This window comes from Streptomyces sp. NPDC007905, from assembly GCF_042959345.1.
GTDB lineage: Bacteria > Actinomycetota > Actinomycetes > Streptomycetales > Streptomycetaceae > Streptomyces.
The window spans coordinates 310,530-334,145 of the sequence record NZ_JBIBKS010000005.1; the positions used below are offsets into that span (position 1 = coordinate 310,530).

The window sequence follows — 23,616 nt, forward strand, 5'->3', positions numbered from 1 at the left end:
AGCCCTGGTGATTCCCCTTCGCACTCGCCCGGCAGGCCCGCCGCCTCCTGGGTGGCGGTCTGCTCGATGGGGCCGGCGTCCAGCAGACGTACGCGCCGGTCAGGTCATCTTCTGCGGGACCGGGCGGTGGTCCCCGGTCGCCCGTCCATCAGTTCGCGCAGGATGTCCATGTGGCCGGCGTGCCGTGCCGTCTCCTCGATCATGTGGACCACGGTCCAGCGCAGGGACACGGAGTGCTCCCGCCACATCGGTCGGCCCACCGCGTCCAGGGGCAGCTCGGTGATGGTCCGGTCGGCCGCGGCGCGGGCGCGGCCGTAGAAGGCGATGATCTGCTCCGCGGTCTCGTCGGGAGCGATGTGCAGGTCCTCGTTCTCGTACGGGTCGAACCACAGGGGTTCCACCTCGCGCCCGAACGTCTCCACGAGCCACCCGTACTCCACCGAGCCCAGATGCTTGACCAGGCCGAGCAGCGTCGTTCCGGTCGGGGTCATCGGTCGGCGCAGCTGCTCGTCGTCGAGTCCGTCCAGCTTCCACAGGACCGCATCCCGGTGCCGGTCCAGGCTCGCGTGGAGGGTTGCCTTCTCGCCGGCTGTGCAGCCGGCCGCGGAGGTCGTCATGGCTGCGGAAATCAGCAGGACCCACCGGCGGCGCACTGCGATCATGGCGTTCATGGCGGAGACCCGTTCCTTTGAAGCCCTCGTGGCCGAGGGGGCCGCTGTGCCCACCGAGGGGTGGGACTTCTCCTGGTTCGAAGAGCGGGCCACCGAGGCGCGGCCCTCCTGGGGCTACGCCCGGTCGGCGGGGGAGCGGCTGGCCCGGGCCGAGGGTGCGCTCGACATCCAGACGGGGGGCGGCGAGGTGCTCGACTTCACCCTGGGCCGGGCCGAGCCGGACCGCCCGCCGCTGGTCGCGGCCACGGAGGGCTGGCCGCCGAACGTCGCCAAGGCCACCGCCCTGCTGCGGCCGCGCGGAGTGGTGGTCGTCGCCGCGGCGGACGACGCGCCGCTGCCGTTCGCCGGCGAGGCCTTCGACCTCGTCCTCAGCCGGCATCCCGTACGTACGTACTGGGAGGAGGTCGCGCGGGTGCTGCGGCCCGGCGGCACGTACTTCGCCCAGCATGTCGGGCCCGCCAGCGTGTTCGAGTTGGTCGAGTTCTTCCTCGGGCCCCAGCCCGACGCCGTGCGCAGCGGCCGTGACCCCGAGCGGGAGCGGGCCGGGGCGCAGGCGGCGGGGCTCGAGGTCGTGGACCTGCGGGCGGAGCGGCTGCGGATGGAGTTCCACGACATCGCCGCCGTCGTGCACTTCCTGCGGAAGGTGGTCTGGATGGTTCCGGGCTTCACGGCGGAGGCGTACGTACCGCGACTGCGCGCCCTGCACGAGCGGATGGAGAAGGAGGGCCCCTTCGTCGCGCACAGCGCCCGGCATCTCTTCGACGTCCGGAAGCCGACGCGCTGAGGAACCGCAAGAAGGGGCACATCGCCCATCGGTTCATCCAGCGTTTGCCCACGGTTTCCACATCGTTATCGGCGACGGTTCACATCGGCCTCACCGGTCACGTAAGTTCAGACCAAGGTAATTCGCGCCAGCAAAGTCGCGCGGGCGGCACCGCGCAGTCGAGGGGGCTGCGTGGTGCTGCGATGCCGAGGGGCTCCGTAGCGGAACCGTCAAGTCGCCGTTCGCCGACCGGGTCGCCCGTCGGAGGGATCCCCGGACAACTCGCCGAGACATCCCCAAGATGGCCCAAACCCTCTCAATCTCTCCTTATGCGGACGGACTACCTGGGAATCCGCCGTGAATCAGCCATGAGATGCACCTGAATCCATCATTCCGCGCGTTCCGGGCGTCGCCAGGCGATTCCGGAGAGTAGTTGTGCCACGCCGATGCACGCGCCATCCCTTACGAAGGGTTATGGTGGAAACCCCCCCTCGGGCCGGTCCGTCTCCCCCCCACGGACCGGCCCGTTTTTTCGTCCGGAACGCACCCAGCGAAGGCCCCGACGCCTCGCCGGAGTAACCTCAAGCCCTGCGGGGACCGCAACCGCGCCTTATGGAGGGGCTCACACGTGAACCTGCGCGACAAGCTGCGCGGCCTGCTCGTCAGGCTCTACGCACGCCGGGTGGAGGGTCACCTGGACCACGCTCAGGTGCCCAAGCACATCGGCATCATCATGGACGGGAACCGCCGCTGGGCGAGGGCCGCCGGCTCCACCACGGTCCACGGTCACCGCGCCGGCGCCGACAAGATCGAGGAGTTCCTCGGCTGGTGCACCGAGACCGATGTCGAGGTCGTCACTCTGTGGCTGCTGTCCACGGACAACTTCGACCGCCCGCAGGAGGAACTGGGTCCCCTGCTCGGCATCATCGAGGACGTCGTCCGCACCCTCGCCGCCGACGGCCGCTGGCGGGTGCACCACGTCGGCACCCTCGACCTGCTGCCGGCCGGGATGCAGCGCACCCTCAAGGAGGCCCAGGAGACCACCGCCCACGTCGAGGGGATAGTGGTCAACGTGGCCATTGGCTACGGCGGCCGCCAGGAGATCGCCGACGCGGTGCGCTCCATGCTCCTCGACGCCCGGGACAAGGGCCTGTCGGTGGAGGACCTCGCCGAGTCCGTCGACATCGACATGATCGGCCGTCACCTCTACACCGGCGACCAGCCCGACCCGGACCTGGTCATCCGCACCAGCGGCGAGCAGCGGCTGTCCGGCTTCATGCTCTGGCAGACGGCGCACTCGGAGTACTACTTCTGCGAGGTCTTCTGGCCGGCCTTCCGCAAGGTCGACTTCCTGCGTGCGCTGCGCGACTACGCCGCACGCCACCGCCGTTACGGCGGCTGAGACGCACCGAAGGCACATCGAACGCCCCGCCGGCCACCATCGAGGCGGGGCGTTCCGTATACCCCGGTTGGGTGGAAGTAACGAGGAGTTCACCGGCGCGCTGTTGGCCGCTTTTGCATGGTGGCGCATGTTCGAGGGCATAAGGCAAGCAGGTCGACACCCGAACCACGGGCGTCGGATCTCAGCGGGCGGCTCGGGGCCGTCCGCCCGGGAGGCCCTTTGCACCAGCCCGACCGTGCGGTCACTGCACGGAAGCAGCCGCGGAGGTCCGGTGTCCGGCCCGCCCTGCGCGGGAGCCGGGCACCGGTCGCAATGCTCCCGCCCTCCCGGCCCGGCTTCCATCTCGTCGCTCCCCGACCTCATCCGAGGGGGTACGTCCTTCCGTGGTGACCAGCGCAAAGCGCCACAAGCCAGACCGGCGCACTTATGTTCTCGACACCAGCGTCCTGCTGGCCGACCCGAACGCCCTGACCCGCTTCGACGAGCACGAGGTCGTGCTCCCCATCGTGGTGGTCACGGAACTGGAGGCCAAGCGGCACCATCCCGAGCTCGGCTACTTCGCCCGCCAGGCGCTGCGCCTGCTGGACGACTACCGGGTGAAGAACGGTCGCCTCGACGCCCCTATCCCGATCGGGGAACTGGGTGGAACCGTTCGTGTCGAGCTCAACCACTCGGACCCCAGCGTGCTGCCCACCGGCTACCGCCTGGGGGACAACGACTCCCGCATCCTCGCAGTGGCCCGCAACCTGCAGGCCGAGGGGTTCGACGTCACCGTCGTCTCGAAGGACCTGCCGCTCAGGATCAAGGCCTCCTCGGTCGGCCTGCTGGCCGAGGAGTACCGCGCCGAACTCGCCATCACGGAGAACTCCGGCTGGACCGGAATGTCCGAACTGACGCTCTCCGGCGAGCAGGTGGACATCCTCTTCGAGGAGGGACGCGTGTACGTCCCGGAGGCCTCGGACTTCCCCGTGCACACCGGCCTGACCATCCAGTCCGAGCGCGGCAAGGCGCTCGGCCGCATCACCGCCGAGGGCAATGTCCGCCTGGTGCGCGGCGACCGGGAGGCGTTCGGCATCAAGGGCCGCAGTGCCGAGCAGCGCATCGCGCTCGACCTGCTGCTCGACCCGGACGTCGGCATCGTCTCGATGGGCGGCAGGGCCGGCACCGGCAAGTCGGCGCTCGCGCTGTGCGCGGGCCTGGAGGCGGTCCTGGAGCGCCGCCAGCACCAGAAGGTGATGGTCTTCCGGCCGCTGTACGCCGTCGGCGGGCAGGAGCTCGGCTATCTGCCGGGCTCCGAGGCGGAGAAGATGAGCCCCTGGGCGCAGGCGGTCTTCGACACGCTCTCCGCGGTCACCAGCCGCGAGGTCATCGAGGAGGTCACCGCGCGCGGCATGCTGGAGGTCCTGCCCCTGACCCACATCCGGGGCCGCTCCCTGCACGACGCGTTCGTCATCGTCGACGAGGCCCAGTCACTGGAACGGAACGTCCTGCTGACCGTTCTGTCCCGGATCGGCGCGAATTCGCGGGTCGTTCTGACCCATGATGTGGCACAGCGGGACAATCTGCGCGTGGGCCGCTACGACGGCGTGGTCGCGGTCGTGGAGAAGCTGAAGGGGCATCCCCTCTTCGCGCACGTCACGTTGACGCGTTCCGAGAGGTCCCAGATTGCGGCGCTTGTGACCGAAATGCTGGAGGACGGCCACATCTGATGCGCATCTGACGTGCCACTGAGGTCTGTTGGCGCCGTCCGGCAAAGGTCAAGAGCCTAGCCGGGCGGCGCCCTCGCGTGTGGCGGTTTCCTGAAATCCCCTGAGACAAACGAGGTGTGAGCTTTCACACGCAACTCGGAATTGCCACCCGGTGTCGGGTTACGGCAGAGTCTCACTCCTGTCAGGCCCCGCATACGACACACCTGTACCCCCAGCGGTACGGCACCACAGAAGCACCACCCTCAAACTCCATAGAGTCGTCGTATGCCGCCCGAGCACCACGTGGCGCTCCCCTCGGGGGAGTTGCCCACCGGGCCCGCGCCTCCCGTGACCCCGCAGTTGGGAGGCCAGTGTCAAGGGCACGATTGCGTCCGCCAGGGTCACCGAAGCGGGCGATGCTGGAAGGAAAACCGTGTGAGCCGGATTTCGGTCCGGGGATTCGCAGTGGCCTCGGCCACCGCGGTCACCGCCGTCGGAAGCGTCGTCGGAGTTGCCTCGGGCAGCGTCGCGCAGAACAACGACGCCGAGCCGACGGCCGCCGACACCACGCTCCTCGCGGACATACCCGCGGGTCAGCAGGCCCAGGTGCAGACCGCGTCCCTGACGCAGCAGGCCGACGCGCAGGCCATCGCCGCGGACGCGAGTGCCAAGAAGGACGCCGAGGCCGCCGCCCGCAAGGCCGCCGCCGAGACCGCCGTCGCGAAGAAGGTGGCCGCCGAGAAGGCGGCCAAGCTGGCCAAGGAGCGCGCCGACGCGAAGACCGCGGCCACCCGCTCCACCCGGGACTCCTCCAGCTTCCCCGTCCAGGGCAGCTACACGGTCGCGCAGATCCAGGCGATGGCCAGCCAGATGGTGGGCGCCGGCCAGTTCCAGTGCTTCAGCAACATCGTGGACCACGAGTCCAGCTGGAACTACCGTGCCGTCAACGCCTCCTCCGGCGCCTACGGCCTCTTCCAGGCCCTTCCCGGCTCCAAGATGGCCTCGGTCGGCGCCGACTGGCAGACCAACCCGGCCACCCAGATCAAGTGGGGCCTCAACTACATGAACAGCCGGTACGGCAGCCCCTGCCAGGCCTGGTCGTTCTGGCAGGCCAACCACTGGTACTAGGCCTGCCGACGGATCGGTGCGCCGTCAGCTCGCGCTCAACCCCGAACAGCCCCTCCCCGTCCCAAGGGGAGGGGCTTTCGCCCTGTACGGTCGTATGCGACCGACTCCAGGGGGGAGTGGTGACCGACGCCCGGGACGCGGGGGAAGAGGACGGATGATGTCGCGAGTGCCAGGGTGGCTCGGCCGGCTCGGTGCCGGGCTGACCGAGATGAGCGAGCGGCTGGACGAGCGCCGCGCGGAGGTGGAGCAGGACACCGGGTCCGAACAGGCCCCCGCCGAACGGGCCGCCGAACCGGTGGTGCCCGCGCCCCGGCCGGCCAGGCCGGCCGGTCCCCGCCCCGACCCCGCCGAGGCCGTGCCCTGGGGTGTGCGGGTCGCCGCCGAGGCCGGCTGGCGCCTGCTCGTCCTCGCCGGCACCGTGTGGGTCCTGATGCGGGTCATCAGCGCCGTACAGCTGGTGGTCTTCACCTTCGTCATCGCCCTGCTGGTCACCGCGCTGCTCCAGCCCACGGTCGCCCGGCTCAGCCGCCGCGGGGTGCCGCGCGGCCCGGCCACCGCGATGACCGCCATCCTCGGCTTCGTCATCATGGGCCTGATGGGCTGGTTCGTGACCTGGCAGGTCATGGAGAACATCGACACGCTCTCCACTCAGATCCAGAGCGGCATCGACGATCTGCGCAACTGGCTGCTGAAGAGCCCCTTCCACGTCACCGACAAGCAGATCAACCAGATCGCCAAGAACCTGCGCGAGGCCATCGGCGCCAACGCCGACCAGATAACGTCCGCGGGCCTGGAGGGCGTCCAGGTCATCGTCGAGGCGCTGACCGGCATCCTGCTGGTGTTCTTCTCGACGCTGTTCCTGCTCTACGACGGCGAGCGCATCTGGCAGTGGTTCCTGAGGCTGGTGCCCGCCGCGGCCCGACCGGGCGTGGCCGGCGCCGGCCCGCGCGCCTGGCGCACCCTGACGGCCTACGTCCGGGGCACGGTCCTGGTCGCCCTCATCGACGCCGTCTTCATAGGCATCGGCATCTACTTCCTGGACGTGCCGATGGCCGTCCCGCTGGCCGTGTTCATCTTCCTGTTCTCCTTCATCCCCCTGGTCGGCGCGGTCGCCTCCGGCGCGCTCGCGGTGATCGTGGCGCTGGTGACGCAGGGTGTCTTCACGGCCGTCATGACCCTCGTCGTGGTCCTCGCCGTCCAGCAGATCGAGGGCCACGTCCTGCAGCCGTTCATCCTGGGCCGCGCGGTCCGTGTCCACCCCCTCGCCGTGGTCCTCACCGTGGCGGCCGGCGGCATGGTGGCGGGTATCGGCGGCGCGGTGGTGGCCGTGCCACTGGTGGCGGTGACGAACACGGTGGTGAGCTATCTACGGCAGTACTCGCTGCAGATGCAGCACCAGCACGCCCCTCCACCGGCGCCGGAGGAGGAGTCCGTCGAGGAGAACACGGAAGACCCCGCCCACGAACGGTGAGCGGGGTCCCGGGAAACCGCGGCCGGACTACTCGGCGAGAACCGCCTCGGCGTCCAGCGTGACACCGACGGCCTGCACCACGGAGGCGATCTTGAAGGCCTCCTGGATCACCTCACGGTCGACGCCGGCCTTGCGCAGCACCTGCTCGTGCGAGTCCAGGCACATGCCGCAGCCGTTGATCGCGGAGACCGCGAACGACCACAGTTCGAAGTCGACCTTCTCGACACCGGGGTTGCCGATGACGTTCATCCGCAGACCCGCGCGCAGGGTGCCGTACTCGTGGTCGGACAGCAGGTGCCGGGTGCGGTAGAAGACGTTGTTCATCGCCATCACCGCGGCGGCGGCCTTGGCTGCGGTGTACGCCTCGGGCGACAGGTTCGCCTTGGCCTCCGGCTCCAGCTCACGCAGCACGATCGGGGAACGGGAGGCGATGGCGGTCGCCAGCACCGTGCCCCACAGCTGCTGCTCCGGCAGCTCGGAGTTGCCGATGACCGAGCCCAGGTTGAGCTTCAGGTCCTTGGCGTAGTCCGGGATGCGGGACTTCAGCGAGTCGAGCGACATGGGTCACTCACCAGCCAGCAGCGCGACCGGGTCGAGGGTCTCGTCGCCCTTGCTCCAGTTGCAGGGGCACAGCTCGTCGGTCTGCAGGGCGTCCAGGACCCGCAGGACCTCCTTGGGGTTACGGCCGACGGAGCCGGCGGTCACCATGGAGAACTGGATCTCGTTGTTCTGGTCGACGATGAAGACGGCACGCTTGGCGAAGCCGTCGTCGCCCTCGATGCCCAGGTCCCGCATCAGCTCGTGCTTGGAGTCGGCCAGCATCGGGAATGGCAGGTCGCGCAGGTCGTCGTGGTCCTTGCGCCAGGCGTGGTGGACGAACTCGGAGTCACCGGAGAAGCCGAGGATCTGCGCGTCGCGGTCGGCGAACTCGTCGTTCAGCTTGCCGAACGCGGCGATCTCGGTCGGGCACACGAAGGTGAAGTCCTTGGGCCAGGCGAACACGATCTTCCACTTGCCCTCGTAGGTCTTGTGGTTGATCGTCTCGAACTCCTTGCCCTTCTCCAGCGAGACGCAGGCGGTCAGTTCGAACTCGGGGAACTTGTCACCGACAGTGAGCACATGCTCTCCTTGTAGCGAGGAAAAGCCCCTTTTGGGGGCGTTTCCCTTTGGGTTGGACGCCGTCGATGTTGGCACAGGGTGCATTGATTAGTGAAATAGCTACACTCGGTCGTGTTGATCGGAGGTGGCTATCAGTGACCATCAGTAACGGCAAGCGGAGGCAACCGAGCCTCGCACAGCTGCGGGCCTTCGCCGCTGTCGCCGAGCATCTGCACTTCCGGGACGCGGCGGCCGCCATCGGGATGAGCCAGCCCGCCCTGTCGGGCGCGGTCTCGGCGCTCGAGGAGACCCTGGGCGTGACCCTCCTCGAGCGTACGACGCGCAAGGTGCTGCTCTCGACCGCCGGCGAGCGTCTCGCCGTACGGGCGAAGGCGGTGCTGGACGAGGTCGGGGCGCTGCTGGAGGAGGCCGAGGCGGTGCGGGCGCCGTTCACCGGGGTGCTGCGGCTCGGGGTGATCCCGACCGTCGCGCCGTATCTGCTGCCGACCGTGCTGCGGCTGGTGCACGAGCGGTACCCGGACCTCGACCTGGAGGTGCACGAGGAGCAGACCGCGAACCTCATGGAGGGCCTGAACTCCGGCCGCCTCGACCTGCTGTTGCTCGCCGTTCCGCTCGGCGTGCCCGGTGTCACCGAACTCCCGCTCTTCGACGAGGACTTCGTGCTCGTCACCCCGCTGGACCACTGGCTCGGCGGCCGTGAGGGCATCCCGCGCGAGGCCCTGAAGGAGCTGAACCTGCTGCTCCTGGACGAGGGCCACTGCCTGCGCGACCAGGCACTGGACATCTGCCGGGAGGCCGGGCGGGAGGACGCCCCGGTCAGCACCACGGCCGCCGGACTCTCCACGCTGGTCCAGCTGGTGGCGGGCGGCCTCGGCTGCACCCTGCTCCCGCGCACCGCCCTCAAGCTCGAGACCACCCGCAGCAACCAGCTCCTCACCGGCTACTTCGCCGAGCCCGCTCCGCGTCGCCGGATCGCCCTCGCCATGCGCACCGGCGCGGCCCGCGGCGCGGAGTACGAGGAGCTGGCGGGCGCACTGCGCGAGGCCATGAGTGGGCTGCCCGTGCGGGTCCTCGACGGCGACGGCTGAGAGGCGGCCGTCCCGAGTGCCGGGAAACCCACCCGAGTTCTGCCCCGGGCCGCGTCGGCCACGACCGGCCGGCGCACGCCCGCAGGGGCCCCTCCTGGCGGGAAGGGGCCCCTGCGGGGAGCCGGGCAGCGGGGTCGGCTACTCGGTGCGCAGGCCGTCCGGGCGCATCAGGCGCAGCAGCGGCGGCAGGCTGAGCAGGGAGACCGTGAGGACCACCGCCGCGCCCACCCCGGTCATGGACAGCACGCTCGCCCAGTCCACGGTCACCGGGGTCGCCGCCATCTTCAGCAGCACCGCACCGAGGGCGAGTCCCACCGCCGAGGCCAGCAGCAGCCCGAGGGCGATCGGGATGGCCGTCTGCCACAGCACCGACAGTCCGAGGGTGCGGCGCCGGGTGCCGAAGGCGACCAGTGACGACAGCAACTTCCGCCGCTCGCGGAGCTGTTCCAGCTGGGAGACCAGCAGGCTCGCGCCGATCAGCGCCAGGACGCAGGCCGCGCCGACGAACAGCCCGGTGCGCAGGGAGGCGTACTTCGTGGACTCCTCGCTCGCCGCCCAGCGCCACGCGTTGGAGAGGGGATCCACCCGCGCGGCCGTGTTCCGCACGTACTCCTCCGCGTCCGGCACGGACGGATCCAGGCGGAGGTAGACCTGGTTGTACAGCGTCGGCATCGCCCCGGCGGGCAGCGCGCCCGGGGTGACCAGCAGGCCGCTGCTGCCGTGCAGCAGGGAGTCCTCGCGGTTGGTCACCTGCCGCAGGCCGGCCGGCACGGTCCAGGAGATCTCGCGGCCGTGCGTGCCGTCCGAGTACGAGGCGTCGATGTAGACGTGCCGGCCGGACCGCATCAGGGCGCGTGAGGCGGCGTCGTCCGCCGTGCCGCGCAGCGCGAACGCGTCACCGTCACGGCAGGACGGCAGGTGGGCGACCTCGCGCAGGGCGGCGCAGTTGCCCATCGTCACAGTGATGCTCTGCTCGGGGTCGCGGCGCTTTTCGGCATACGACCCGTTGGCCAGGGCCACCGAGACCCGCACGCCCTTGGTGTTGTCGAACTGCTTCTCCGCGCTGGACAGCTGGGCCGCGCCGGCCAGATCGACCTGCATCTGTGCCCGGTTGGGGTCCCGGCCGGTGTCCTTGGTGTACTGGCTCTGTACGCCCGCGAACAGCATCTGCAGCGCGATCGCACCGGCCACCGCCACCGCGATGCCATTGACCATGCGGGCCGCCGTACCGCTGCTCAGCTGCAGCCGTCGTACCGCGAGCTGCCAGGACACCGCGCCCGAGCCGAGCCGAGCGACGACCGTCTCCACCAGCCAGGGCAGCAGCGCGGTGACGCCGACCAGCAGCAGCATCACGCCACCGGTCACCAGGTACTGGTTGAAGTCACCGTTGCCGCGGCCTTTGCCGATCATCGGGTACAGCATCGCGAGCCCGGCCAGCGGCAGCAGCAGCCGCCACCACAGCCGGCGCCGTGCCTGCTTGGCCGCGCGCACCACGCCGAGCGGCTCGACGACGACCCCGCGCATCGCGAACAGCGTGACCAGGACCGCGGACGCCGGGACCGCCACCACGACGAGCGCCACGAGCGCGGGGGAGGGGTCGAGATAGCTGGGGAAGACGCTCTCGCCCAGCACCTCGACAGAACTCGCCACCTGACGGCCGATCAGGAAGAACACCGTACCGACCACCAGCCCGAGCAGGGCCCCGGCCAGCGCCTCGCCCGCCGCGATCCGCCGGGTCATCCTGCTGTCCGAGCCCACCAGCCGCAGCGCGGCCAGCCTGCGGTCGCGCCGCTCGCCACCGAACCGCACCGCCGCGGCGATGAACACGGCGACCGGCATCAGCAGCACCACGAAGACGACCAGGATCATCATGATCAGTACCGGGTCGGCCTTCTCGGCCGTCGGGTGCGGGTCACCGAACGCGGTCAGCCGCTCCACCCGCGCACCGCCCGCCTTCGGTACCAGCCCCTCGGCGCCCGCGTAGTACGCCAGCTCGTGCGAGCCGATCAGCCCGTTCTCGCCGATCGTGCCGGTGATCCGGTACGGCAGCCGCTCGCGCAGCAGCTTCGCGTCGTCCGAGGAGAGCAGCTTCTTCAGCGCGGGGGAGACCATCATTTCGCCCTTGGCCGGGAAGCGGTCGAGACCCGGGGGCAGCGGCGCCCGTGCGCCCTCGGGTTCGAGGAGCCGGCCCCGGATGCTCTTCGAGCGCCACTCGGTGTCCGTCGACCCGACCAGCACGGTGTTGTCGGCCTTGGGCCGGAGCGTGCTGGAGAACGTGTAGTCGTAGCGGGCCTCTTCGACCCGGTGGCGCGCGGTGAAGACGTTCGGCAGCGCGGTCGTCAGCAACAGCAGTGCCACGCCCAGCCCCACGCCGACCGCCGTCAGCAGCATCCGGACCCACCCCTCGCGCCCGCCGGTGAAGGCGAACCGGGCCCCCATGGCCAGATCTCTGCACCTCCCCCACGCTCGGCTTCGCCCGCGCGGGAGATGCCCCCTCCGCACCTTCATATGGCCCGCTCCATGTCCCGGGACTTGCCGTCGCGTACGACGATCTCGCGGTCGGAGTAGGCCGCCACCCGGGCCTCGTGCGTGACGAGGACGACGGCCGCGTTGGTGGAGCGGGCCGCGTCGGTGAGCAGTTCCATCACGCGCTCGCCGTTGAGGGAGTCCAGCGCACCGGTCGGCTCGTCGGCGAACAGCACCCGGGGTCCGGTGACCAGCGCCCGCGCCACCGCGACCCGCTGCCCCTGGCCACCGGAGACCTCGCCGGGCCGCTTGCCCTTGAGGTCGTCGACCTCGAGGCGCTCCATCCAGCTCAGCGCCGCCTTCTCGGCCTCCTTGCGGGAGGTGCCGTTCAGCCGCAGCGGAAGCGCGACGTTCTCCACGCAGGTCAGCTCCGGTACGAGCTGCCCGAACTGGAAGACGAACCCGAACTCGCTGCGCCGCAGCGCGCTGCGCTCGGTGTCGCTCATGGTGGCCAGCTCGCGCCCGGCGTAGGTGATCGAGCCCGAGTCGGGCGGCACGATGCCGGCGAGACAGTGCAGCAGCGTCGACTTGCCGGACCCGGAGGGGCCCATCACGGCGACGACCTCGCCGGGGTGGATGGAGAACCCGGCACCGTCGAGCGCGAGCGTCGGGCCGTAGGCCTTGCGCAGGTTCTCGGCGGTGAGCAGGGAGCCCGGGGGAGGAGGAGGGGCGCTGGTCATGCGGTCACCTCCGCACGGAGTTTGTCGAGCCGCGCGGCGGTCAGTTCCAGCCACCGCAGGTCGGCCTCCAGGTGGAACAGGGCGTGGTCGCAGATCAGCTGGTCCGCGAGGTCACCCCGGCGCTTGCGGTCGGTCAGGATGCGCATGCTGCGCAGGTGCTCGGCGCGCTGGGTGTCGAGGACGTCGGCCGCGTCGCGGTGGGTGAGCAGCGCCAGCACGACCTTGGTGTACAGGGTCGACTGGAGGTACTCCTCGGGCTTCTCCGGGGTCGCGAGCCACTGCTCCACGTCGGTGACGCCGGCGTCGGTGATGGCGTACCGCTTGCGCTCGGGCCCGCCACCCGACTCGATCCCGTCGACTTCCACGAGCCCGTTCCTCAGCAGCCGGGACATCGTCGAGTAGACCTGGCCGTAGTGCAGCGGCCGGTCGTGGCCGAACTTCTCGTCAAAGGCCCGCTTCAGGTCGTAGCCGTGTCGGGGGCCGGACTCCAGGAGCCCTAGAAGGGTGTGACCGATGGACATGACAGCACTCTACACACGGTGTATACGCGGCATGTATACGCGGAGTGTGTAGATCATGGCGGCCGCTAGGCCCGCGCAGGTGGGAGGCGATTGTCATGGTTCGGTAACGACAACCAGTCGGTCCAGCGGTCGAGGCGAGGCCGTTCAGGTCGAGGGAGGTTCGGGGGCGGAGCCCCCGGGCGGCCGTCCGCGGCGCGGCAGCGGGCCCGTCTCCCTCGGCAGCCGGCCGGCCTCGGCCAGGGCCTTCCGCAAGAGGAACTCGATCTGCGCGTTGGCCGACCGCAGCTCGTCGCCGGCCCACCGTGCCAGTGCCTCGTACACCGACGGGTCCAGCCTCAGCAGCACCTGCTTGCGCTGCTGAGGCCGACGCTGCGGGGCCGAACCCCCGGAAGGAGCCGTCACTGGTAGAGGGTCCCGGTGTTGAGCACGGGCTGCGGGGCCCGGTCCCCGCACAGCACCACCATCAGGTTGGACACCATCGCCGCCTTCCGTTCCTCGTCCAGCTCCACGATGTCTCGCTCCGCGATCCGGGCGAGCGCCGCCTCCACCATGCCGACCGCGCCGTCCACGATCTGCCGCCGGGCCGCGACGACCGCGCCGGCCTGCTGGCGCTGGAGCATCGCCGAGGCGATCTCGGGAGCGTACGCGAGATGCGTGAAGCGCGACTCGATGATCCGCACCCCGGCCGCCTCCACGCGTACCTGCAGCTCCACGGCCAGCTTCTCGGTGATCTCCTCGGCGTTGCCGCGCAGCGACAGGCCGTCCTCGTCGTGGGCGTCGTAGGGGTACTCGATGGCGATGTGCCGTACGGCCGTCTCCGTCTGTGTGGCGACGAACTCGGCGTAGTCGTCCACCTCGAACACCGCCTGGGCCGTGTCCTGGACCTTCCAGACCACGACCGCGGCCAGCTCGATCGGGTTGCCGTAGGCGTCGTTGACCTTCAGCACGGCGGTCTCGTGGTTGCGTACCCGGGTGGAGAGCCGGGTCCGCGAGGTGAAGGGGTTCACCCAGCGCAGGCCGTCCTGCCGGATCGTGCCCCGGTAGCGGCCGAAGAGCTGGACGACCCGCGCCTCGCCGGGCGCGACCGTGTTCAGGCCGCGCATCGCGATGACGGCGGCGAGGAAGAGGAGGACACCGCCGGCGACGAGCCCGCCCTTGGCGCCGGACGAGCCCACCGCCGAGGCGGCGGCGAGCAGGGCGACGGCGGCACCGAGCCCGAGCAGTCCGAGGAGCAGTGCGAGTCCGCCGCCGATGCTGTGGGCCTGGAACTCCCGCACGCGTGGCGCGGGCATCTCGGGTATGTCGGCGGTCGCGGACGCGTCGTGTGCGGACATGGTGGGTCCCCCCGTTCTCGGAACGTCTATCGTATTCCTAGCTAACTGCTATCACTTTTTTCTGTCAAGCAACCCTTCGCCGGTCAGAGTCGTCGGTTCCCTTGGGGTGGGTGCTGATTGTCACGTCCGCAAAAGAGCGGATCGGACGCCCTTTGTCATATAGACGGGTGTTAGCTTTCGGAGCTGACCCCGAGACGGAAGCGGAGCGTAGGGACTCATGGGACGAGCGGAAGAGAGACGAGCGCGACAGCGCGGTGGCCACCGCGCGGCGCCTGGGCGCCGTTCCCCGTCCGCAGCGGCCGCCCCGCCCGTGGCCGGGGCCAAGCCCGCCAAGGGCCGAATACGCAGGCTGTTCACCTGGAAGAAGATGCTCGGCACCTTCCTCGGCCTGTGCCTGCTCGGCATCGGCGGCTTCATCGTGCTGTACATGGCCGTCGACGTGCCGAAGGGCAACGCGGCCGCGCGGCAGCAGAGCAACATCTACAAGTACAGCGACGGCAAGGTCCTGGCCCGCGTCGGCACGGTCAACCGCGAGAGCGTGGACCTCGCCAAGGTGCCCAAGCCCGTCCAGCACACCTTCGTCGCGGCGGAGAACAAGACCTTCTACCACGACCACGGAATCGACGCGAAAGGCCTGGTCCGAGGCCTGTTCAACACGGTGACCGGCCGGGGCACCCAGGGCGGCTCGACGATCACCCAGCAGTACGTCAAGAACTACTACCTCAGCCAGGACCAGAGCGTCAGCCGCAAGCTCAAGGAGATGGTCATCTCCTTGAAGGTGGACCGCCGGCTGACCAAGGACGAGATCCTCGCGGGCTACATCAACACCAGCTACTACGGCCGCAACGCCTACGGCATCCAGGCCGCGGCGCAGGCCTACTACCGCACCGACGCGAGCAAACTCACCGTCGAGCAGGGTGCCTACCTCGCCGCGCTGCTCCAGGCGCCCAGCCAGTACGACTGGGTGGTCGCCGGGCCCGTGGGCAGGAAGCTGGTTCAGGAACGCTGGAACTACGTCCTGAACAACATGGTCAAGCAGAACTGGCTCGACCCCGCCGAGCGCCAGGCGATGAAGTTCTCGGACGCGATCCCCGAGGAGCCCAGGGGCACGCCCGGTGAAGAGGGGCAGAAGGGCTACCTGGTCCAGCTCGCCAACCAGCAGCTCGAACAGCGGCTGATGCAGACCGAGGGCATGACCCGGTCCCAGGCGGAGGCCGCGGTGGTGGACCGCGGCTGGACCATCACCCTGAACATCGACAAGAAGAGGCAGACCGCGCTGGAGAAGGCGGTCAAGTCGCAGCTCACCAGCAAGCTGAACCCGAAGAAGCGCAAGGTCGACGGCAACGTCCAGGCCGGCGCCGTGTCGGTGGACCCCAAGACGGGCAGGATCGTCGCCCTGTACGGCGGCCAGGACTACTTCAAGCACTACTTCAACAACGCCACGCGCCGCGACTACCAGCCCGCCTCCACCTTCAAGCCGGTGATCCTCGCCGCCGCGCTGGAGCAGAACGCCACGACGCAGACCGGCAAGCCGATCACCGCCAACACGCTCTACGACGGCACCAGCGGCCGCCAGGTCGTCGACCACGGCAGCAAGGTCGGCTTCGGGCCGCCGAACGAGGACCACGTCAACTACGGGCCCATCACCGTCCAGCGGGCGATGAACGAGTCCGTCAACTCGGTCTTCGCCCAGATGGGCGTCGACGTGGGCATGCCCAAGGTCATGGACACGGCCAAGCAACTCGGCATGGACACCGAAGGCATGCAGGCCGTGCCCGCGCAGACGCTTGGCTCGATGGGGGCGAGCCCGCTGGAGATGGCCGGGATCTACGCCACGTTCGACAACCACGGCTACAAGGTCACGCCGTCCATCGTGAAGACGGCCGAGCAGAAGGAACGTGCGGTCAGTATTCCGAACCCGATCGGCGGCCAGGTGATCAGCAGGACGGCAGCCGACACGGTGACCTCCGTGCTGACCGGTGTGGTCGACGACGGTACGGCCAAGCGGTCCGTGGCGGCCAACCCCCTGCGCAACGGCCAGCAGGTGGCCGGCAAGACCGGTACCTCCGACGAGAACAAGTCCGCCTGGTTCACCGGCTACACGCCCGACCTGGTCACCTCCGTCGGCCTGTTCGGCGAGGACCAGAAGACCAAGTCCCACGTGTCCATGATGGGCGCCACCGGTCAGCTCCCCTACCCGGGCCGCGTCAACGGCGGCAGCTACCCGGCCAGGATCTGGGCCGGGTACACCTTCGGAGTCACCAAGAGGGCCAAGTTCGACCTGAACACCACCCAGGGCGCCGCCGTCCAGCCGACGGACACCCCGACGTTCAGCCAGAGCCCGACCCAGACCCCGTCCAACACCCCGAGCAGTGAGCCGCCGACGTCCACGACCCCGTCAACGACGCCGTCGCAGACGCCGACCCAGACTCCGACGCAGACACCCACCCAGACTCCGCCCACCGGGACCCCGACCACCGGCCCACCGACGGGCGGCGTCACGGACGGCCCGCTCGATCCCAACGGCAGCGGCAACTTCAGCCGCTAGACCGCGCACGGAAAAGGGCGCCCGGATTCCCCGGGCGCCCTTTTCCGTGCTCAGCCCCGGTTCAGCTCGAACCAGACCACCTTGCCGGTGCTCAGCCGGGTAGCGCCCCACCGCCGGGCCAGCTTGTTGACCAGGTACAGCCCGCGGCCGCCCTCGTCCGTGGCCCGGGCCTGGCGCAGCCGCGGCAGCTGGGGCACGTCGTCGCCGACCTCGCAGCGCAGCACGTCCGTGCGCAGCAGACGGAGCGTTACCGGCCGGGAGGCGTACCGCACGGCGTTCGTGACCACCTCGCTGACCAGCAGCTCCACCGAGTCCGTCAGCTCCTCCAGGCCCCAGCGGGCCAGTGCGCGCCGGGCCAGCCGACGGGCCTGGCCCGGGGCCGCGTCCTCCGGCTCCAGGGTCCAGTACGCCACATCGCTCGGCGCGATCCCGTGGAAGCGGGCCGCGAGCAGCGCGATGTCGTCGTCCCGGTCGCCCGGGCCGAGCATGTCCAGCACCTCGTCACACAGGGCCTCGAGGGGCGGCGGATGGTCGGGGCCGGTCAACTGGGCGGTCGCGGCGAGCCGTTCGCGCAGTTGCTCTATACCGGTCCACACGTCCCGCAGCCGGGACTCCACCAGGCCGTCGGTGTACAGCAGCAGCGTGGCCCCGGCCGGCGCGTCCAGCTCGACCGCCTCGAAGTCGACCCCGCCGACGCCGATCGGCGCGCCCGGCGGCACCCGCAGCACCTCCGCGCGGCCGCCCAGGTGCAGCAGAACGGGCGGCGGATGGCCGGCGTTGGCGATCGTGATGCGGTGCGTGACCGGGTCGTAGACGGCGTACAGGCAGGTCGCCATGCGGTCGGTGCCCAGGCGCTGCGCCTGCTCGTCCAGATGGTGCAGCACCTCCTGCGGGGGCAGGTCGAGCCCGGCGAGCGTCTGGGCCGTCGTGCGCAACTGGCCCATGATCGCCGCCGACGTCATGGAGTGCCCCATGACGTCACCGACCACCAGCGCGACCCGGCTGCCGGGCAGCGGGATCGCGTCGTACCAGTCGCCGCCCACCCGCGCGGTCTCCGCCGCCGGCAGATAGCGCGAGGCCAGCCGCACGCCCGTCGGGCGGGGCAGCGTCTCGGGCAGCATGGTGCGCTGCAGCTCGTCGGCGATGTAGGCCTCCCGGCCGTACAGCACCGCCTTGTCGATGCCGAGCGCGCTGTGCGTGGCGAGCTGGGCGGCCACCAGCAGGTCATCCGCCTCGAACGCGAGCCGCTCCGGGCGGCGCAGGAACAGCGCGGCGCCGATCACCCGGCGCCGGCCGCGCAGCGGCGCGAGGATCGCGTGCTGCCCGCCCGGTACGACCGCCTCGCCGCCCTCGCCGAGCAGCTCGGGCAGCGCGGCCCGGGCGGCGGGCGCGTCGGCGAACACCGGCCGCACCCCGCGCAGCACCTCGTTCAGTGCACCACCGGGACGCACCTCGCACAGCTCGGTCGTCAGCGATGACAGCTCCGAGAGGGCCGAGGCGTCCGGCTCCGGATGCTGGAACGGCGGGAGCAGCAGGCCCTCGGTGTCCCGTTCGTCCGGTATCCGGTCGGTCCTGCGCAGCCGCAGCACCACCGGACCGGTGGGCCGCTCGTCACCGACCGGCAGCGGGTCGCGCAGATAGACCAGGATCGCGTCCGAGAACGTCGGCACCGTGGCCCGGCACAGCCCCATCACGATCTCGTCCAGATCGATGCCACGGGCGATCCGCCGGGTCGCCGCGCCCACGAACCGGAGCCGGTCCCCGTCGCGCCGCATCGGCATCGGCCGCCCCGGCGGCAGTCCCCGCCCGGTACGGCGTTCCTGACCGCCCGGCGCCCGCTCCTGCTCGGAGGCCGGCTGCGGCGGAATCGCCTCCGGCGCGGGACGCGGGCGATGCGTGTCCGTCTCGGCGGTGGCGGGCTGGGAGTGCTCCGGGCCGTTGACTGGGGGCTCCTTCCCCTTGTTCCCCTTGCCGCGGGGCGCGGTCGTCCCCGGACCGGTGGGTGTGCCGTCCGCCCGGGCCGCCTGTGCCGGTAAGGCCGGGCTGCCGAGCGGTGCCGGGGCACGCAGGAGCGCCCCGCGGGCCTCCGCGGGGTCGACGCCCGGCTGCGGGCGCTCGTAGGAGGAGGTGGGCTGCTCCGTCACGCGTGTCGAATCCATCCGTCCGGGGCTGCGCGCCGGGCGCGCAGATGGTCCCGCCGAAATCCTGATACCCGGAATACGTGCCCCAGGAACGGAATTCCCGTGTGGTCAGAGGTTGTTCCTGTGCCACCGGCGAACCCTCCCGGGCCCGCGGTGGTGTTGCCCTCGTACCCCTCGCTCACGTCCTGCCGCCCCTCGGTGACGTATGGTCAGGCCCGGTACATGCTCCCGGATTTGCACTGAAGCGCCCTTGCGGAGGACGATCCTACGGTTGTGGACCGGGGGCGCATCAAGGGTCTCATGAGGACACGTGCGCGGGCGTACGGTCCCAGTCCTCGGGGAGTGACGGTACCGCCCAGGACGGGTCCGGGCGCCAGTGCTGCCAGCCGTCCGAGAACGGCGCGCCCCACGCGCCGATCACCTCCACCACGGCCCGTCCCGCCGCCCGCACCCGCTCGGCGGTCCGCTCGTCCATCAGCCCGTCCCGCTGGGCCTGCGCGAACTCGTCCTCGTCCCGCCAGTGCCAACTGCGGTCCGAGTGCACCGAGATGTCCAAAAAGTAGTCCTCGGAGTCCACCCCACCCTCCCAACGGGACAACGGCCGCTCAAGGTTGACGTACCAGTTCTTGAACCGCCAGCCCGGCTCCCAGAACAGCCACACCGACCAGGGCCGGCCGGGCTCCGCCAGCTTCAGCACACCCGTGCCGAACCACCGGTCCCGCTGCACCGTGCGGGGCTTGGTGTAGCGGGACTCCAGTGGTTCCAGGTGCACGGGCCTGCCGTCGGCCAGTACCGGCTTCACACACTCGGTGCCGGGCGCCAACCACACCGCGAGCAGCTCCTCGTCGTCCCGCACGATGGTGACGGGCCGCGCGATGTGGAAGCGCTCACCGGCGTTCTCCCGGTACCGCCACAGGATCTGGGTCCCGGGGGTCCAGTACGTCGCAGGTCCCGCTGCCACTCGTCTCACCGCTCCGTCGTCCGCCATGCACAGATATTAGGTGCCGTAGGCATACGACGCTGCGGCGCGCGTCACGGTTCAACACAGCGGAGCCTGTTGTCACGGGCGCGTCATCCGCAGGACATCCAGCGCCTCGTCCAACTGCTCCAGGGTGAGGGCGCCGCGCTCCACGTAACCGCTCTCCAGGACCACCTCGCGAATCGTCTTCCGCTCGGCCAGCGACTTCTTGGCGACCTTCGCGGCCTCCTCGTAGCCGATGTACTTGTTCAGCGGGGTCACCACTGAGGGCGACGACTCGGCGTACTCACGGGTCCGTTCGCGGTCGGCGGTGATGCCGTCGACGGTCCGGTCGGCCAGCAGCCGGGAAACGCCCGCGAGCAGCCGGATCGACTCCAGCACGTTCTTGGCGATGACCGGGAGCATCACGTTCAGCTCGAAGTTCCCGGAGGCACCGGCGGTGGCGATGGTGGCGTCGTTGCCGATCACCTGGGCCGCCACCATGAGTACGGCCTCGGGGATCACCGGGTTGACCTTGCCCGGCATGATGGACGACCCCGGCTGCAGGTCGGGCAGCCGGATCTCGGCGAGCCCGGTGCGCGGCCCGGACGCCATCCACCGCAGGTCGTTGGCGATCTTCGTCAAGCCCACGGCGATCGTCCTCAGCTGTCCGCTGGTCTCCACGATGCCGTCCCGGGCGCCCTGCGCCTCGAAGTGGTCCCGGGCCTCGGTGAGCGGCAGCCCGGTGACCCGCGCGACCTCCCTGATCACCGCGCCGGAGAATCCGGGCGGTGTGTTGATCCCGGTCCCGACGGCCGTCCCGCCGAGCGGCAGCTCGGCAAGACGGGGCAGCGAGGCGCGCAGCCGCTCGACGCCGTACCGCACCTGGGCCGCGTACCCGCCGAACTCCTGCCCCAGCGTCACCGGAGTCGCGTCCATCAGATGCGTCCGCCCGGACTTCACCACGTCCGCGAACTCCTCGGACTTGCGGGCGAGGGAGCCGGCGAGGTGCTCCAGCGCAGGGATCAGGTCGCGGGTGACGGCGGCGGTGGCGGCGATGTGGAGGGACGACGGAAACACGTCGTTCGAGGACTGCGAGGCGTTGACGTGGTCGTTGGGATGCACGTCCCGGCCGAGCCGCTCACTGGCGAGGGTCGCGACGACCTCGTTGGTGTTCATGTTGGACGAGGTCCCGGACCCGGTCTGGAACACGTCGACGGGGAAGTGCTCGTCCCACTTCCCCTCGGCGACCTCCCCGGCCGCCTCCTGGATCGCCTCCGCGACGTCCTTGTCCAGCACCCCCAGCTCGGCGTTCACCTTCGCCGCGGCCGCCTTGATCCGGGCGAGGGCCTCGATGTGGGCCCGCTCGATCCGCTGCCCGGAGATGGGGAAGTTCTCCACGGCACGCTGTGTCTGCGCCCGCCACTTCGCGTCCGCGGGCACCCGGACCTCGCCCATGGAGTCGTGCTCGATGCGATATTCGCTCATGCCGGGTATAGCGGTCGGGGGGGTGGGGATGTTCCGGGGTTGGGCCGGGTGGGTGCTCTGGGGTGGCTCAGCGGGTACGGAGTTGTTCGTCCAGGCGACCCAGTTCGTCCAGAAGTTCGCCGCTGCCGTCCTCGAGGTTCTCGATGTACCGGCGCAGGGTGCGGCGGTTCCGGCGAGCGCATGACCCCAGGAATGGCCAGCAGGATCCGTGGGCCGCCGAGTTTTCCGGCGGGCAGCCCTCCGCGTACGCAAGAGAGCACGCTGGGGCAACGCAAAAGGGCGTTGGACCTGAGTCACGGGCAGCCCACCCTCCGGCCGACAGGGGATGGAGGGTGGGCAAAGAGCTGGGAGGTACTACGCCAGCCCGGGGCCCCGCACCGGGATCGACGTGAACGTCGGCTGCGGAGCGGGATCCTGGAAGAAGTCGTTGCCCTTGTCGTCGACGACGATGAACGCCGGGAAGTCCTCGACCTCGATCTTCCAGACGGCCTCCATGCCCAGCTCCTCGTACTCGAGGACCTCGACCTTCTTGATGCAGTCCTGGGCGAGGCGGGCGGCGGGGCCGCCGATGGAGCCGAGGTAGAAGCCGCCGTGGGCGTTGCACGCGTCGGTGACCTGCTTGCTGCGGTTGCCCTTGGCGAGCATCACCTTCGAGCCGCCCGCCGCCTGGAACTGCTCAACGTAGGAGTCCATGCGGCCGGCCGTCGTGGGGCCGAAGGAACCGGATGCGTAGCCTTCGGGGGTCTTCGCCGGGCCCGCGTAGTACACCGGGTGGTCCTTCAGGTACTGCGGCATCTCCTCGCCCGCGTCCAGCCGCTCCTTGATCTTCGCGTGCGCGATGTCGCGCGCCACGACCAGCGGGCCGGTCAGGGACAGACGGGTCTTGACCGGGTACTTCGTCAGCTCGGCCAGGATCGTGTCCATCGGCTGGTTCAGGTCGATCTCGACGACGTCCGAGGACTCGTCCAGGTGATCGTCCGTGGTCTCCGGCAGGAAACGCGCCGGGTCCTTCTCCAGCTGCTCCAGGAAGACACCCTCGGCCGTGATCTTCGCGACGGCCTGGCGGTCGGCCGAGCAGGAGACGGCGATGGCGACGGGGCAGGAGGCGCCGTGCCGGGGCAGTCGGACGACCCGGACGTCGTGGCAGAAGTACTTGCCGCCGAACTGGGCGCCGATGCCGATCTTCTGCGTGAGCTCGAAGACCTTCTCCTCCAGCTCCTTGTCCCGGAAGCCGTGGCCGAGCGGCGAGCCCTCGGTCGGCATGTTGTCCAGGTAGTGCGCGGAGGCGTACTTCGCGGTCTTAAGCGCGTACTCGGCGCTCGTACCGCCGACGACGATCGCCAGGTGGTACGGCGGGCAGGCGGCCGTACCGAGTGAACGGATCTTCTCCTCCAGGAACTTCATCATGGAGGCCTCGTTCAGGACGGCCTTCGTCTCCTGGTACAGGAAGGACTTGTTGGCCGAGCCGCCGCCCTTGGCCATGAACAGGAACTTGTAGGCGCCGCCGTCGGTCGCGTACAGCTCGATCTGGGCCGGCAGGTTGGAGCCGGTGTTCTTCTCCTCCCACATGGTGAGCGGAGCCATCTGCGAGTAGCGCAGGTTGAGCTTGGTGTAGGCGTCGTAGATGCCGTGGCTCAGGGCCTGTTCGTCGCGGCCCTCGGTGAGCACGTTCTGGCCGCGCTTGCCCATGACGATCGCCGTGCCGGTGTCCTGGCACATGGGGAGCACGCCGGCGGCCGCGATGTTCGCGTTCTTCAGCAGGTCGAGGGCGACGAACTTGTCGTTGCTCGACGCCTCGGGGTCGTCGATGATCCGGCGCAGCTGCGCCAGGTGGGCCGGGCGCAGGTAGTGCTGGATGTCGTGGATGGCCTCCTCGGCCAGCTTGCGCAGCGCCTCCGGCTCCACCTTGAGGAACGTCCGCCCGTCCGGTCCCTCGACGGTGGACACACCTTCCGAGGTCACCAGCCGGTACGGGGTGGTGTCCTCGCCCTGGGGGAGCAGATCGGTGTACGCGAACTCAGGCATCTCAGCCCATTCCTCACTCGACAGACGTCCGCCCGCCGACGCTGGCGGGCCTCACCAGCGTAGAA

The 23,616-nt window shown here is 70.1% G+C and carries 19 protein-coding genes; 7 read left to right on the plus strand and 12 right to left on the minus strand.

Features of this window, described 5'->3' with window-relative positions; genetic code table 11:
• Nucleotides 1-104: 104 nt before the first annotated feature.
• Nucleotides 105-617, minus strand: a complete 513-nt coding sequence (locus tag ACFZDC_RS11940) for a DinB family protein (RefSeq protein WP_391322837.1) — start codon at nucleotides 615-617, stop codon at nucleotides 105-107.
• 52 nt (nucleotides 618-669) lie between these two features.
• Between ACFZDC_RS11940 and ACFZDC_RS11945 the strand changes: the two genes are divergently transcribed.
• From ACFZDC_RS11945 to ACFZDC_RS11965, 5 genes are all read left to right on the plus strand, one after another.
• A complete protein-coding gene (locus ACFZDC_RS11945) occupies nucleotides 670-1,455 on the plus strand; it encodes a methyltransferase domain-containing protein (RefSeq protein ID WP_391322717.1) in 786 nt (261 codons plus the stop codon).
• Between the two features lie 607 nt (nucleotides 1,456-2,062).
• Nucleotides 2,063-2,836, plus strand: a complete 774-nt coding sequence (locus ACFZDC_RS11950) for an isoprenyl transferase (protein WP_391322719.1) — start codon at nucleotides 2,063-2,065, stop codon at nucleotides 2,834-2,836.
• A gap of 383 nt (nucleotides 2,837-3,219) precedes the next feature.
• Nucleotides 3,220-4,545, plus strand: a complete 1,326-nt coding sequence (locus ACFZDC_RS11955) for a PhoH family protein (RefSeq protein ID WP_391322721.1) — start codon at nucleotides 3,220-3,222, stop codon at nucleotides 4,543-4,545.
• A gap of 414 nt (nucleotides 4,546-4,959) precedes the next feature.
• Nucleotides 4,960-5,652 carry a transglycosylase SLT domain-containing protein gene (locus ACFZDC_RS11960; RefSeq protein WP_391322723.1) on the plus strand — a complete coding sequence of 231 codons (693 nt, stop codon included), beginning with the start codon at nucleotides 4,960-4,962 and terminating at the stop codon, nucleotides 5,650-5,652.
• A gap of 157 nt (nucleotides 5,653-5,809) precedes the next feature.
• Nucleotides 5,810-7,123: an AI-2E family transporter gene (locus tag ACFZDC_RS11965; RefSeq protein WP_391322725.1), complete on the plus strand. Its 1,314-nt coding sequence runs from the start codon at nucleotides 5,810-5,812 to the stop codon at nucleotides 7,121-7,123.
• A 27-nt stretch (nucleotides 7,124-7,150) separates the two neighbouring features.
• On the opposite strand, the gene ACFZDC_RS11970 is transcribed toward ACFZDC_RS11965, so the two are convergent.
• Together ACFZDC_RS11970 and ACFZDC_RS11975 are read right to left on the minus strand one after the other, a co-directional pair.
• Nucleotides 7,151-7,684 (minus strand): carboxymuconolactone decarboxylase family protein, encoded by a 534-nt coding sequence (locus tag ACFZDC_RS11970; RefSeq protein WP_391322727.1) that lies wholly within the window; start codon nucleotides 7,682-7,684, stop codon nucleotides 7,151-7,153.
• 3 nt (nucleotides 7,685-7,687) lie between these two features.
• Nucleotides 7,688-8,242: a redoxin domain-containing protein gene (locus ACFZDC_RS11975; protein ID WP_391322728.1), complete on the minus strand. Its 555-nt coding sequence runs from the start codon at nucleotides 8,240-8,242 to the stop codon at nucleotides 7,688-7,690.
• 134 nt (nucleotides 8,243-8,376) lie between these two features.
• On the opposite strand from ACFZDC_RS11975, the gene ACFZDC_RS11980 reads away from it, so the two are divergent.
• Nucleotides 8,377-9,330: a LysR substrate-binding domain-containing protein gene (locus ACFZDC_RS11980; protein WP_391322730.1), complete on the plus strand. Its 954-nt coding sequence runs from the start codon at nucleotides 8,377-8,379 to the stop codon at nucleotides 9,328-9,330.
• A gap of 138 nt (nucleotides 9,331-9,468) precedes the next feature.
• On the opposite strand, the gene ACFZDC_RS11985 is transcribed toward ACFZDC_RS11980, so the two are convergent.
• The 5 genes from ACFZDC_RS11985 to ACFZDC_RS12005 all read right to left on the minus strand — a co-directional run bounded on the left by ACFZDC_RS11985 (nucleotide 9,469) and on the right by ACFZDC_RS12005 (nucleotide 14,391).
• Nucleotides 9,469-11,769, minus strand: a complete 2,301-nt coding sequence (locus ACFZDC_RS11985; protein WP_391322732.1) for an FtsX-like permease family protein — start codon at nucleotides 11,767-11,769, stop codon at nucleotides 9,469-9,471.
• A 65-nt stretch (nucleotides 11,770-11,834) separates the two neighbouring features.
• Complete coding sequence (locus tag ACFZDC_RS11990) at nucleotides 11,835-12,536, minus strand: ATP-binding cassette domain-containing protein (RefSeq protein WP_391322734.1); 702 nt, start codon at nucleotides 12,534-12,536, stop codon at nucleotides 11,835-11,837.
• Nucleotides 12,533-13,057 (minus strand): helix-turn-helix transcriptional regulator, encoded by a 525-nt coding sequence (locus ACFZDC_RS11995; protein ID WP_391322736.1) that lies wholly within the window; start codon nucleotides 13,055-13,057, stop codon nucleotides 12,533-12,535. The genes ACFZDC_RS11990 and ACFZDC_RS11995 overlap by 4 nt, the downstream gene beginning before the upstream one ends.
• Nucleotides 13,058-13,201: 144 nt before the next feature.
• Nucleotides 13,202-13,459 carry a hypothetical protein gene (locus ACFZDC_RS12000; RefSeq protein WP_391322737.1) on the minus strand — a complete coding sequence of 86 codons (258 nt, stop codon included), beginning with the start codon at nucleotides 13,457-13,459 and terminating at the stop codon, nucleotides 13,202-13,204.
• Nucleotides 13,456-14,391: an SPFH domain-containing protein gene (locus ACFZDC_RS12005; RefSeq protein ID WP_391322739.1), complete on the minus strand. Its 936-nt coding sequence runs from the start codon at nucleotides 14,389-14,391 to the stop codon at nucleotides 13,456-13,458. The genes ACFZDC_RS12000 and ACFZDC_RS12005 overlap by 4 nt, the downstream gene beginning before the upstream one ends.
• Before the next feature lie 217 nt (nucleotides 14,392-14,608).
• Between ACFZDC_RS12005 and ACFZDC_RS12010 the strand changes: the two genes are divergently transcribed.
• Entirely contained in the window at nucleotides 14,609-16,939 is a 2,331-nt protein-coding gene (locus ACFZDC_RS12010; RefSeq protein ID WP_391322741.1) for a transglycosylase domain-containing protein, read from the plus strand.
• Nucleotides 16,940-16,989: 50 nt separating this feature from the next.
• Here ACFZDC_RS12010 and ACFZDC_RS12015 read toward each other — a convergent pair whose 3' ends face one another.
• From ACFZDC_RS12015 to ACFZDC_RS12030, 4 genes are all read right to left on the minus strand, one after another.
• Nucleotides 16,990-19,098: a SpoIIE family protein phosphatase gene (locus ACFZDC_RS12015; RefSeq protein ID WP_391322743.1), complete on the minus strand. Its 2,109-nt coding sequence runs from the start codon at nucleotides 19,096-19,098 to the stop codon at nucleotides 16,990-16,992.
• A gap of 280 nt (nucleotides 19,099-19,378) precedes the next feature.
• On the minus strand, nucleotides 19,379-20,068 hold the full coding sequence (locus tag ACFZDC_RS12020) for a DUF402 domain-containing protein (protein WP_391322745.1): 690 nt from the start codon (nucleotides 20,066-20,068) through the stop codon (nucleotides 19,379-19,381).
• Between the two features lie 72 nt (nucleotides 20,069-20,140).
• Nucleotides 20,141-21,526 (minus strand): aspartate ammonia-lyase, encoded by a 1,386-nt coding sequence (locus tag ACFZDC_RS12025; protein WP_391322747.1) that lies wholly within the window; start codon nucleotides 21,524-21,526, stop codon nucleotides 20,141-20,143.
• 354 nt (nucleotides 21,527-21,880) lie between these two features.
• On the minus strand, nucleotides 21,881-23,551 hold the full coding sequence (locus ACFZDC_RS12030; RefSeq protein ID WP_391322749.1) for a FumA C-terminus/TtdB family hydratase beta subunit: 1,671 nt from the start codon (nucleotides 23,549-23,551) through the stop codon (nucleotides 21,881-21,883).
• Nucleotides 23,552-23,616: the final 65 nt, after the last annotated feature.